This window comes from Robiginitalea aurantiaca (assembly GCF_030380815.1).
Classification (GTDB): Bacteria; Bacteroidota; Bacteroidia; order Flavobacteriales; family Flavobacteriaceae; genus Robiginitalea; species Robiginitalea aurantiaca.
This window is the reverse complement of the sequence record NZ_JAUDUY010000001.1, coordinates 734,956-747,516: the sequence shown is the minus strand read 5'-3', so window position 1 is coordinate 747,516 and position 12,561 is coordinate 734,956. Positions and strand designations below refer to the sequence as shown.

Annotated in this window: 8 protein-coding genes; 4 read left to right on the top strand and 4 right to left on the bottom strand. The window is 48.0% G+C overall.

From position 1 onward, the window contains the following. Positions 1-36 precede the first annotated feature (36 nt). From QU605_RS03240 to QU605_RS03225, 4 genes are all read left to right on the top strand, one after another. The gene (locus QU605_RS03240) at positions 37-1,341 is read left to right on the top strand and encodes an OmpP1/FadL family transporter (RefSeq protein WP_289723820.1); all 1,305 of its coding nucleotides are present in this window, start codon (positions 37-39) and stop codon (positions 1,339-1,341) included. Between the two features lie 109 nt (positions 1,342-1,450). Then, complete coding sequence (locus QU605_RS03235; RefSeq protein WP_289723819.1) at positions 1,451-2,086, top strand: SanA/YdcF family protein; 636 nt, start codon at positions 1,451-1,453, stop codon at positions 2,084-2,086. 34 nt (positions 2,087-2,120) lie between these two features. Next, the gene (locus QU605_RS03230; RefSeq protein ID WP_289723818.1) at positions 2,121-3,374 is read left to right on the top strand and encodes an NRAMP family divalent metal transporter; all 1,254 of its coding nucleotides are present in this window, start codon (positions 2,121-2,123) and stop codon (positions 3,372-3,374) included. Positions 3,375-3,466: 92 nt separating this feature from the next. Continuing rightward, complete coding sequence (locus QU605_RS03225; RefSeq protein ID WP_289723817.1) at positions 3,467-3,658, top strand: hypothetical protein; 192 nt, start codon at positions 3,467-3,469, stop codon at positions 3,656-3,658. Positions 3,659-3,666: 8 nt separating this feature from the next. Here the strand turns inward: QU605_RS03225 and QU605_RS03220 are convergent, their stop codons facing one another. The 4 genes from QU605_RS03220 to fabD all read right to left on the bottom strand — a co-directional run bounded on the left by QU605_RS03220 (position 3,667) and on the right by fabD (position 12,439). Next, entirely contained in the window at positions 3,667-5,592 is a 1,926-nt protein-coding gene (locus QU605_RS03220) for an OmpA family protein (RefSeq protein WP_289723816.1), read from the bottom strand. A gap of 9 nt (positions 5,593-5,601) precedes the next feature. Continuing rightward, positions 5,602-6,594: a PorP/SprF family type IX secretion system membrane protein gene (locus tag QU605_RS03215; RefSeq protein ID WP_289723815.1), complete on the bottom strand. Its 993-nt coding sequence runs from the start codon at positions 6,592-6,594 to the stop codon at positions 5,602-5,604. A 1-nt stretch (position 6,595) separates the two neighbouring features. Next, entirely contained in the window at positions 6,596-11,407 is a 4,812-nt protein-coding gene (locus tag QU605_RS03210) for a Calx-beta domain-containing protein (RefSeq protein ID WP_289723814.1), read from the bottom strand. 135 nt (positions 11,408-11,542) lie between these two features. Beyond that, positions 11,543-12,439, bottom strand: a complete 897-nt coding sequence (gene fabD / locus QU605_RS03205) for an ACP S-malonyltransferase (protein ID WP_289723813.1) — start codon at positions 12,437-12,439, stop codon at positions 11,543-11,545. Positions 12,440-12,561: the final 122 nt, after the last annotated feature.

The following is a 12,561-nucleotide window of genomic DNA, read 5'->3' as shown; positions in this document are numbered from 1 at the left end:
TACTCTTGTAAACACATTATATTAAACCTTACCGATATGAAAAATGTAGTCACTTTCTTATTCTTGTTATGTATTGCCCCCCTTGGGTTTTCTCAGGCCGGGCATATCATGCAGGGTGTCGGATCTGTAAACATGTCCATGGGTGGGGCTGCCACCGGGCAACCCCTTGACATTTCAGGGGCACTTCAATGGAATCCTGCAGCAATCACCGCTTTTGACCAGGACCAGGTGCGCCTGGATATTGGCTTGTTCTTTTCTTCACCCGAGTTGAGCTCTACGGTACCCGAATTTGATTCCTCAGGGCAACCAACCGGGAGATTAATCAGTGGAACAACCAAGGACGACAGGGGGATGTCCCCGCTGCCCGCCCTTTCCTATAAAATCGGATCGGAATCGCGCCACCACTTTGGGTTTTCTGCCTTTGGCATCAGTGGTTTTGGGGTAACCTTCCCCGAGAGCAGCACCAACCCCATCAACATGCCCCAGGAAATGGGCGGTTTTGGACGGGTCGAATCGAATTACAGCCTCTTTCAGGTAGGTGCCGCCTATGCGTATGAACTCTCCGAAAAATTTTCCATCGGGGTACAGCCCACCTTTAATTTCGGCTCCCTGGATCTGATGCCCAATCCGACGGCAAATCCTACCCAGGCAGGGTATCCAAGCACGGATGGTGCATCCAGCGCCTTTGGCTTCGGCGCCCAGTTTGGCGTATTCTACGATTCCGGATCTGGGTTTAAAGCCGGTGCGGCTTACAAAACCACACAGACCTTCGGCGACTTTGAGTTCGACAACGTTTATCTGGATGGCACTACTGGCACGAATAAATTTAATCTCGACTATCCTTCCATCCTCTCTTTTGGTGTCGGGTATACCACAGGTGTTTTTGACCTGGCCCTCGACTATCGCCTGGTCAATTATGAAAACACAGATGGTTTTTCAGCTGTAGGCTGGACGGAAACGGCCTCTGTTGCTGGTTTCGGATGGAAAAACATGAATATCATCTCGGCAGGGGTACAGTACAGCGGCATCAACCGACTCCCCTTACGACTGGGCTACACCTACAGCTCTAACCCTATAGAGGATCAACTCGCCTTTTACAGTGTCCCCGCCACGGCTATTATTAAGAATGCCTTTCAATTTGGGTTGGGATACGAGGTAAGTGATCGCTTTGAGATTGACGGGGTGTTCCATTTCGGTTCCTCCGGGGACGCCACAGCCGGCCCACTGCTCAACCCTCAGTTTGCACAAAACTTTCCACCTTATGGCGCCATTCCGGGCAGTGAAGTGTCCTACGACATGACAACCTTTATGTTTATGTTTGGTGCACAGTACAGTTGGTAGATTTCAACAACTTACTTCAAACCAAAGACCCCGCAGTTTGCGGGGTCTTTTCTTTTCCAAATCAATTTACAAGGAATATGTACCTTTAGTTTTTAGGTTCAACCTGCTGATGAAAACAAAAATCCGGAAAAGGTTAATTGCCCTGGTTGTGCTGCCCGTGCTTATTTTCACGGGGTGTTACTACATCATTGAATTCTCTTCTGCCGACCGCATTTACAGGGATATAGACACTGTTCCGTATAACAAGGTAGGGTTGGTGCTGGGCACCGCCCGCCACCAGGTTGGAGGGGGGGTCAATCCTTATTACAAATTCCGGATTGAGGCTGCCTTACAACTCTTTAAGGCAGGAAAGGTATCCTACATTCTGGTGAGTGGGGATAACGGCAGTATTTACTACAACGAACCCAATACCATTAAAAAGGACCTGATAGCAGGAGGAATCCCCGAAAACCGTATTTTTCTGGATTATGCAGGTTTTAGAACCCTGGATTCGATGATCCGGGCGAATATTGTATTTGGCCTTGATTCCGTCACGGTAATCTCCCAGGAATTCCACAACGAACGCGCCCTTTTTATCGCGTCAAAAAAAAATTTATACGCCATTGGTTTCAGTGCTGCTGACATCAGCGGGTCCCCGGGAATGAAAGTGCAATTCAGGGAGTATTTTGCCAGGGTGAAAGTGTTTTTGGATCTGATATTCAATACTGAACCTAAATACTATGGAAATCGCATTGTAATAGAATGAAGCGGGAAAATCCAATCTGTTAAACCGAAGAGGTATGCAAAAGTTCAAGACCCTATTGAGGAACTTAGGTCCCGGATTGCTCTTTGCCAGTATGGCAATTGGGACCTCCCATCTGGTCCTGTCCACCAAAGCCGGGGCTACCTACGGCTGGATTATGGTCATACCCATTCTGCTGGCAAATCTACTGAAGTACCCTTTTTTTGAATATGGAATCCGCTATACCAATGTTACGGGCAGAAGCCTTATAGAAGGCTATTCCAGGAGGGGGAAAGGATACATGTGGGTCTATGCCGTCATTACCCTTTTCACCACATTTACCATTCTGGCGGCCCTTTATGTGGTCACCGCAGGCCTGCTTGCCAATCTCTTTTCGATTAAGGCCGTATCCGTAAGCGGTATTGCACTCGGTCTTTTCCTCTTTATTTCCGTCGTCCTGATCATCGGCAGGTATAAAATGCTGGAGACGACTTTGAAATTTGTGATCACCATTCTATTCGTCGCACTGTTGGTCACTACTTTGATGGTGTTGTATAAACCATCGGTCGAGGCTGTACCGGGCTTTGAAACTCCTCCCCTTTTCGACTCCGTAGGAATACTGTTTTTAATCAGCCTGATCGGATGGATGCCCACAGCCGTTGAAGCGAGCAGTTGGATCAGCTTGTGGAGTTTGGAAAAATATAAGTCCCAGGGGAGCAAACCCTCACTGAAAGAGGCCCTGCAGGAGTTTAATACGGGGTATATTACTACCGCCCTGCTCGCTGTATTTTTCCTGATTATCGGGTACCGCACCCTCTATGGCACACAAACGGTATTAAGCGGAGAGGCCGTCACTTTTGCAGATCAGGTGGTTTCCCTTTTTACAATCCATATCGGGGATTGGGCATACCTCTTTATTGCCGTATCCGCTTTTGCCACGATGTTCAGCACCTGCATGACAGCCCATGATGCGATTGCCCGCGTAAGTGTGGATGTCCTGGAATATCTGAGGCCGGACCGCAAGCGCTATGTCAAGAAGTGGCATTATGCGGCCGCCGTCCTTATCCTTACCGCAGTGAATTATATCGTATTGTCTGCTTTTAGCGCGAATATGGGAACGCTTGTTGCCCTGGCGACCTTTATCTCTTTTGTACTTGCGCCGCTTGTAGGGTATATGAACCTCAAAAATGTGTGTAGTGAGGATCTCCCTGTTGAATTTCATCCCGGAAAGGGATTGCAGCTATTGACCTATTTGGGAATTGTATTCCTGACCTTTTTCTCCGTGTATTACCTCTGGATGGTCCTCGCATAATTCACTGTTAATTAACTGGAATTATGTGTTTTAACATTCCTAATTTGATTTGCACTTCTTTTCTTTCAACCTTTGCCGTTCAAAATAATTGTATGAAGGTTCTTCGAATTCAACGAAAAACAAAAATTGAAAAGCGATTCACACCCCAAATGGGACAGCTATTTACACCGGTGACCTATATCCGTAAAACGCTCCTTGGAATTCCCATTGAAACACTCTACAAGTATCGACAAACGTATTACGGGGAGATCAAAGATTGCAGGGAGTGCCTCCTGCACGTTTAAACCCGGGCTTATAAAGTATCGTAATTCAGGACCACGAAGGGGTATCTTTCGTTCTGTAGGTGAAGCATGTCCAGGCAATATACTCCGTCTGTACAATTGTTGATGATCTGTGTCTCACCAAAGCCCTTGACCTCGGCAAATACTTCAGGACTCACTCCTTTGGATAGGAGGTACTCCTGAATGGCGGCTGCACGATCTTCGGATAATTTCAGATTGGTTCGCGCGTACCCGCGGCTATCGGTATGCGCCTCGATACGCAGGCGCAATTCGGGAAATTTCTGCAATTCAATGGCTGCTTTGTCCAGGACAGCCGCAATTTCAGGGGTGATCGTTTTACGATTGCGCTCGAAGTGGAAGCCCTCCATTTTAAACAGGGTCCTGCTGGCTTGTTTAACAACGACTGCATCAAGGGGTGTCAGCTTTATGTTCAGGGGTTCGCCCAACTCAAAGGCACCTCCATCATCACCTCCAAAGGTGAGCGTCTCGTAACGCTCTTTACCAATTATAACCTGCACCGATTCCCGCCAGGGAATCTCAAGGCGAAAACTACCATCCTCGCCGGAATAGGTCTCTTTCAATACTGTGCTGTCCGATTCAATCAGCTGTATACGCGCTTTTTCAACCCCAAAACCAGATAGGTCCTGTATTGTACCCCAGATTCCAAATGTCTTTAATCCGGGTTTCTGTTCGGTGTGAAAGGCGTAGATATCATCGTTGCCCATCCCTCCGGGGCGGTTTGATGCAAAATAGCCCTCATATCCCCCATCACCGGCATTTCTAACGATAAAACCAAAGTCATCTTTATTGGAATTTATCCCAGGCCCCAGGTTTACAGGAATGCTGAAGAATTCATCGCTTTGAATTTCGGATTTATAAATATCCATCCCCCCTGTACCGTAAAAAATATCCGATGAAAAATAAAGGCTTCCCTCGAATATAAACGGCGCAATCTCATTTCCCGGAGTATTGATTTGCGGGCCCAGGTTAATGGGTTCAGACATGATTTGTCCATTATTGGAATAGACATAATACAGGTCAGTCCCCCCATAGCCATTTGCAAAATCCGCTGCAAAAAATAGCTTTCCCGAAGACTCATCGAAGAACGGGTAATAGAATGATGTACTCAGGTCCCGAAATAAGGGCTGGAATGAACCATCCTTATCGGATCGGCAAATGGCTAATGCATTCTTGCCATTTGGATCAAATGCGAGGACATCCTCTTCCATATTGGACTGCACAAAAAATATCTCCTTCAGGGATTCGCTGTAGTACGGTGTCGCCTGGTGATATTCAATCTGGGGAATCCAGGTTAGCGGACTGGGCCGGACCGATACGTTTTTGTCTGTTATGGAAACACTATAAATGTTCAGATAAGACTCACCAGAAGGCCCGTAGATTTCCTTGGTCTCCGAGGGCCTGCCCGAGGTAAATAATATCCGGTCATCCCCGTAGAAGGATGGGGCAAAATCAGACTGCGGACTATTCATATTTGGCTTGAAAATGGCATACTGTCCTATCTGAAGCTCTGCATCGGCCAGGGTTTCATAATTAAAATCAGCGTTCACCACAAGTTCCTCAGATACCTGGTCTTTTCGTGTGTTCAGAAATGCCTTTGCCCTATCGGGTCCCGAAGTCTTGGAAAGGGACTGCAGCATGGTATTAAATTGGGCATTGGTCATCAGACTGTCCTTCTTGTAGACTTCCATAAAAACAGCTGAAGCCCTGTCGTAGCGCCCGGTCCGGAAATAGGAGTCCGCCAGGTTCAATTCCTGCTCCGTACTTAACCCTTTCTTTGCCTTCTCCTTTTCATAGGCTTCGACTGCCTGGCCATAGGCGTATTCATAATAATATAGATCTGCTTTGGAATCCTTTTGGGCCCAAAGGAACCCGAAAGCCAGTAGAAAAATTGCAGTAATGAAATTCCTCTTTCTCATATCATTGCATTAAAAGAAACGCGGACTATCAATCTGTTTCCCTTTAATTTTATTTCCATCCTTATCCCTTGGCCCATCGCCACCTCTTCCGAGGTAAAACTTTACGATTGCTTCATGGGACCCACTGTTAAATCCTCCCAGGCCATTCGTATTGTAATCATAGGAGTATCCGATATAAATACTGTTATTCACCTGGAATCCCGCCAAACCACTGATGGCGTTGTCAAAGCGGTACGCCGCTCCAAGAGTGAATGAATCGTTCAGTAAAAAATTCAGGGAGGCATTTCCGTTGATCGGAGCCCCATTAATATAATTCACCAGGAACGCGGGTTTGAATTTAAGGTTGTCATTGAGGTTGAATACATATCCCCCAATGAAATTAAATTGGAGTTGCTCTGCGACAACCTGGGCCACCTTATCACTGTAGAGGCCATCGGTCAGGAAATTCGGGGTGGACACCCCAACATACCAGTCTTTGTGGTAGAGAAAAACACCTGCACCAATCGTCGGGGCAAACTCGTTGATGGTTTCAGCACCCAAAATAGGTTCTCCCGGATTCTCAAAAGTTCCCTTTGAAAAATCTACATTTAAAAAACTACCTCCGGCATCCAGACCAAAGGATAAAAAGACATCGTATTCAAACTCCACCTGAAAGGAATAGGAAACATCCACATAGGTTTGGGTCGTTGGGCCTAACTGGTCGTTGACAGCATTGAATCCGAGTCCGTGTTTTTTGTTGTTCAGAGGATAATTCACGCCGAATCGTATCGTCCGGGGTGCCCCCGGAATATCGATCCACTGGGAACGGTAGAGCAGGTTTATATCCGGAGTTTCAACGGTTCCCACGTAAGCAGGGTTAAAGCTCCCGATATTATACATGTACTGCGTATAAAAGGGTTCCCGCTGCGCCCAGGCAGAATTTGTAAAAGCCACGAGTCCCAGAAGAGCCAGAAGGACCTTGTGGAATGGTGGAACTTTGAATACGAATCCCATTTTCTTCATACTATCGGATTAATTGAATCCAGCCTTTAGCTACTTCGCGATCCGGCCCGAGGTCCAAAATATAATAATACGTCCCCTTGGGTGCCTCCTTACCCCTGTAGGTTCCATCCCATACCTGATCATTAATCATGTTGGATGCCTCAAAGACTTGTTGCCCGTACCTGTTAAATATCTTTATGGAATTATCCGGAAACTGGGCGATATCCCGAACGATGAGAAAATCATTGATACCATCGCCATTGGGTGAGAATTGATTGAATACAAATCCGGGATCGGCCTCTACCGCCTCGTTTACAATAACCGCTATGCTGTCCTGGTAATTGCCTGCCTGACCATCCGGTGCTTCTGGGCTAAGAATCCGGGCTGTATTTGAAAAATCGCCGGGTCCGGGTACATCAACCCTTATGCGAAGTTCAGCCTGTTCCCCCGGAGCAATGGAATCGATACTCCATATGCCCGAAACAGGATCATAGGTATTGCCCGCCTGGGGAGTTATGAAGTGAAAGAGATACTCAAAACCACTCTGGTCAACAGGGAGGATAAGATCTTCCACACGGATGTTCCGGGCTGTTACCGAAGGGGATTCGTTGCGAACAATTATCGCAAAAACGACCCCTGAACCGGCAAGGGGTGCCACTCGCTCGCGCAGAAATAATCCGCCATCAACGGAGGCGTATTTTTCAAGGACCAGGTCCTCTCCCTCTCCCTGAGCAATCTGCAGTTCTACAGTGCTTTGGTCATTATCCGGATTGGTGTCGTCCGGGGTTGAAGTAAGCAACTCAGCTGTATTGGTAAATACGCCGCTGTCCAGGACGGATACTTGTATTTCCAGAGTAACCACCTCCTGAGAATTCAGCGTTGCAATGAGCCAGACTCCTGTCCCGGGGTCGTATTCCCCAAGGGATGCCGTATGCGAAATATAAGAGAACCCGGTTTCCAGGAGGTCACCCACCTGTATATCGGTTACGGGTCCTGAACTAAAGTTTTCCACCCGGACGGTAAAGGTCACCTCCTGACCGATTTCCACCTCGAGATTGTCTGCCGTTTTTGTGACCCCCAGGTCCACACATGTAGGACTGTCCGCATTGGGCACACATGGGTTTTCATTTGCCGGATCCTGCTGGTCATTGACCAGGTCGCCATCGGTATCCAAAACATTTGAATCCAGGGCATCGATAAATTCGTCCCCGTCTTCATTCAGCGGGTTCGAAATATCTGGCCCCACTTCAATCCCGTCATCCAGGCCATCTTCATCAGTATCAGGATTGTTCGGGTCTGTACCCAGTGAAACCTCTATCCCATCCAAGAGTCCGTCCCCATCTGTATCGATATCACAGTTGTTCACAGATATACTAACCTCTGCAGATTCATCCACACAGGGCGCTTCGGCCACATTGGTGGTGTATCTGAAACCATAATCGCCATCCGGCAGGCCTGCAAAATTCACCAGGTTGCCCGAGGTAATTGTCAGAGCTCCGTTTGAGGGGTCCTGACCTTCAATAATTTCCCAGGTTCCGGGATCAGCTCCGGTGAGGCGATCATCGAGATCCAGGGTTGTGGGTCCGTTATTCGGATCGTTGCAGGAGGAGCTATTGGCCGGCGTTCCCGCACTCACGAGTGGTGAAATAAGGGCGACGACCTCCACCCGGGGTGAACTACAGTTATTGGCCGAAGCCTCCACCCAGTAGGAAGTCGTATTCTGTAATTCCAGAGTCGTAAAACTGGGACCTGTAAAAACAGGGGTTCCACCTGTTGCCTGGGAATACCACACTAAGTCCGGGGCGGTGGTGGTATTTGGGGTTTCCCCCGTAGCCGAGAGGACAACTGTAGAAGGACCACAGCTTTCGGCACCCGTTGTAGAAGTCACTATTGGAGTTGGATTACGCACAAGCGTAATTTCCAGGGTCGGACTGGCGCACTGGTTTGTGCTGTCAAAGAAAAAACCGTAATAAGTTCCCGGATTCGGGTTACTTACTTCACTCGCGGACAAATGCCCCGACAGCACCAATGGATCCGGGTTCCGGCTCCAGATCAATGTAGTTCCGGAAGGAGGGGTTGAAGAAGTATATGTATTTAAATTCGGGAGGGTGTCCTCAGCACAGAACCCCGTTGGAACATCCGTATTGAGCACCGGGGCCGAATTTCCGGCCTCACAGGGATCGCAGACCACGACCTGAACCGTCACATTTTCAAAATCATCGGGGCAGGGAGCTGTACCTGTTACGGTATATCGGAAAACATAGTCCCCCGTATTCAATCCGGAAAAGTTTACAACATTGCCTGGTCCTATCGTTACGTTCTCGGGCCCGCTGACTACGGTCCAGGTTCCTCCGGAATCCTGATCGGTTAGTGTACCGTCCAAATTAACCGTCGTAGAGCCAAATTCATCATCGGTACACGCCTGCACGTTTGCCGCTGTACCGGCATTGGGCGGATCGCTAATGGTTGCCACGACTTCTTCCCGGGCTGAAATACATCCGTTGGCAGAAGCTTCGACCCAATAAGAAGTTGTTGTACTGATCGCAGGAGTGGAGAACGATTCGCCCGTGCCCAGTGGGGATCCCCCAGAAGCCGATGCGAACCAGGTGAGAACCGGGTTGGCGGCCGTACCGGCAATATCGCCGGTAGCGCCCAGAACAACACTGCCCGGGCCGCAGTTGGATCCATCCGTAGTTGTCTCGATCGTCGGGATTGGGTTTACTTCAATGACCACGGTTACCGTAGGGCTGGCACAATTGTTTAAATCGTCATAATAAAAGCCATAATACGTATTGGCCGTAGGGTTTGCCACCTCGCTGGGCGATAGATGGAATAACTCGATTTCCGGGTCACTGAATTCACTCCAGGTCAGTGCAGATCCTGCCGGCGCATTATCGACTACATAGGTGTTTAGGGAAGGTATAACTTCACCATCGCAAAATTGTGTGTCCCCACCTGTCAGAGCTGGGGCGGTATTTCCAGCCTGGCACCCGTCGTCATTGAGGATGGTTCCCCTGGCAATGGTATTTCCACCGCCAGCTCCGTTGATACGCCTTAGTTCAACCGTAAATGTTTCATCGGGTTCTACAATGAGCTCCCCGATGACCTGTACAACTACCTCCACCCCTGTAGCACCCTGGGCAATTGTAAAAGGTTCGTCATTCAGGCGTATATAATCTACATTGGCTATGGCATTATCACCGGCCCGCGAGAGGGCATCTACTTCAAAGTCAATTTGCTCTGTTGCGATCCCCCCATTATCCACGCTTACCTGGAAACGAAAAGGGGTTGTTCCCGTATCTCCTTCATCCGCCTGAAAATCGGCTACGCTAATGGAAGGCGTGTCGTCATTCTCAATCGTTCCCAGTGCAGTGTTTCCGTTGATTACCGCATTGGCAGAAGGATTACTTATAGTGACTGTAAAAGTTTCATCTAATTCCGGTTTGGTGTCCCCAATTCCCTCAATAGTAACATTAACCCTGTCTGTCCCAGCCGGGATTGTTGCTGTACCATTGATCTGTGGGAGATAATCGTTATCTGCTACGGTGGCCGTTCCATCTGCGGTTGAAAAGTTAAACGTAATATCCTCCAAAGCATCCTCGCCTCCGTCTGTCCGCACCGAAAAATTAAAATCCCTTGTGCCTGAATCACCCTCCGTCTGGCTTCGATCGCGAATACTAATGGAATGAACATCGTCATTTTCGATAGTCCCCTGAGCGGAATTCACGTTTATAACAGCATTGGCAGAAGGATTACTTATAGCGACCGAGAAAGTTTCATCTAATTCCGGTTTGGTATCCCCTACTCCCTCAATGGTCACGGTAACCTGGTTGGTTCCTGCCAGTAAGGTTGCTGAAACATTTGATTGTGGATTATAATCATTATCTCCTGTTGTAGCCGTTCCATCAGAGGTGCTGTAGGAAAAGGTGATGTCCTCTAGAGCATCCTCTCCACCGTCCGTTTGAACTGAAAAATTAAAGTTCCTCGTTCCGGTATCCCCTTCAGATTGGCTTACTCCAAGGATGCTAATTGCCTGTTGATCGTCATTTTCAATCGTCCCGAGGGCTGAAGCGACATTGATTACGGCATTCGCAGACGGATTGTTGATCGTTAAGGTGAAGGTCTCGTCGATTTCTGGTTTGACATCTCCAATTCCCTCTATCGTGATAGTAACCCTGTCTGTCCCTGCAGGGATTGTTGCAGTACCGTTGATCTGTGGGATATAATCATTGTCTGCAACTGTTGCAGTTCCGTCTGAGGTTGAATAGTTAAACGTAATATCTTCAACCGCATCCTCTCCTCCATCTATGCGTACCTCAAAATTGAAATCCCGGGTACCTGAATCTAGTTCTGTCCTGCTCTCTTCCCTCAGGCTTATCGAATGTGCATCATCGTTCTCAATAGTCCCCGTTCCCGTACCGTTGGCAATGTTTCCCTCGCTCAGGTTGCTGATCTCAACAAAAAAGTTTTCATCGGTCTCGACCTCCAGATCTCCATTAACGACAACAATGACCTCTGTACTCGTCTCACCGGCTAAAATGGTAAAATTCTCATTGTTTAACCTGTCATAATCCCCGCTGCCCTCTGTGGCAGAACCATTGCTCGTGTTAACTTCAAAATCAATATTGTTTACAGCAGGCGCTCCCCCGTCGATACTAACGGTGAATATAAAATCTGTGGTGCCTGAGTTTCCTTCGATCCGGCTGACATCATCGATACTGATATCCTGGCCAAAAGTGATAAAACCGGTCAGTAGAAACAGGAATGAGGAAAACCTCGCGCATTTCAAAAAAATGCCGGGCAAACCGTTTCGGAAAGATGTAATACAGTTCATAGCCTGCAGGGTTATTACCTTCAGTCTTGTAGGAAATTATGTTCAGATCGGGTAATCAAAAATCAATATTACTAAAATTTACATGCGATGGCCAATTTCCCGGCCAAATCAAATGGATTTTGGGATAAAACACCATCAAACACCCTTTTCAGGGATTTCAACGGAACGTGACGGGACCTCAGAATCAACTTTCCGAACCAGGCCCTGGAGTACTTTCCCAGGACCAACTTCATTGAACTCGGTAGCGCCGTCAGCGATCATTTGCCGAATACTTTGAGTCCATTTAACAGGCGCGGTAAGCTGGGCTATAAGGTTTTTCTTAATTTCTGTGATATCTGTTACCGCAGTGGTAGTGACATTTTGATAGACCGGACAAATCGGAGTTGAAAAGGTTGTTTCTTCAATTGCAGCAGCGAGCTCTTCCCTTGCCGGTTGCATGAGCGGAGAATGAAACGCCCCGCCAACCGGCAACACCAAAGCTCGTCGGGCCCCGGCCTCCTTTAACTTATCACAGGCTTGATTTATCGCCTCTAATTCCCCGGAAATCACAAGTTGTCCCGGGCAGTTATAGTTGGCTGGGACTACAATACCAGGAGTTTGTGCACAGACAGATTCCACGACCTCATCTTCAAGACCGAGCACTGCTGCCATGGTTCCCGGTTGCGCTTCACAAGCCTTTTGCATGGCGTCAGCCCTTTGTGAAACAAGTTTTAAACCGTCCTCAAAAGAAATCGTTCCATTGGAAACCAGTGCCGAAAACTCACCAAGGGAGTGCCCGGCTACCATGTCCGGGGTAAACGCCTCGCCGAGTACTTTGCTTAAAATTACGGAATGTAGAAATATTGCTGGCTGGGTAACTCGAGTTTGCCGGAGTTCTTCCGCCTCGCCTTCGAACATGATATCCGTTATGGAAAATCCAAGAATTCTGTTGGCGTCTTCAAAAAGCTTTTGAGCTTCAGGGTATGCTTCGTACAGGTCCTTGCCCATACCGCTGAACTGTGCTCCCTGACCAGGAAATATGTATGCTTTCATGTCGATTCGTTGGTTCCTCGCAAATGTAATAAATCCCTTACTTATTACTTCTGATTTAACGGGGTTTCATTCCTGGTCGAAATATTGGAAATACAGGGGGTGTCTTTTGAAAGGTGGCGAAT

Excerpts from the sequence above, each read along its gene's own strand:
- QU605_RS03240 (WP_289723820.1), top strand. The coding sequence starts at position 37 with ATGAAAAATGTAGTCACTTTCTTATTCTTGTTATGTATTGCCCCCCTT.
- QU605_RS03235 (WP_289723819.1), top strand. The coding sequence starts at position 1,451 with ATGAAAACAAAAATCCGGAAAAGGTTAATTGCCCTGGTTGTGCTGCCC.
- QU605_RS03230 (WP_289723818.1), top strand. The coding sequence starts at position 2,121 with ATGCAAAAGTTCAAGACCCTATTGAGGAACTTAGGTCCCGGATTGCTC.
- QU605_RS03225 (WP_289723817.1), top strand. The coding sequence starts at position 3,467 with ATGAAGGTTCTTCGAATTCAACGAAAAACAAAAATTGAAAAGCGATTC.
- QU605_RS03220 (WP_289723816.1), bottom strand. The coding sequence starts at position 5,592 with ATGAGAAAGAGGAATTTCATTACTGCAATTTTTCTACTGGCTTTCGGG.
- QU605_RS03215 (WP_289723815.1), bottom strand. The coding sequence starts at position 6,594 with ATGAAGAAAATGGGATTCGTATTCAAAGTTCCACCATTCCACAAGGTC.
- QU605_RS03210 (WP_289723814.1), bottom strand. The coding sequence starts at position 11,407 with ATGAACTGTATTACATCTTTCCGAAACGGTTTGCCCGGCATTTTTTTG.
- fabD (WP_289723813.1), bottom strand. The coding sequence starts at position 12,439 with ATGAAAGCATACATATTTCCTGGTCAGGGAGCACAGTTCAGCGGTATG.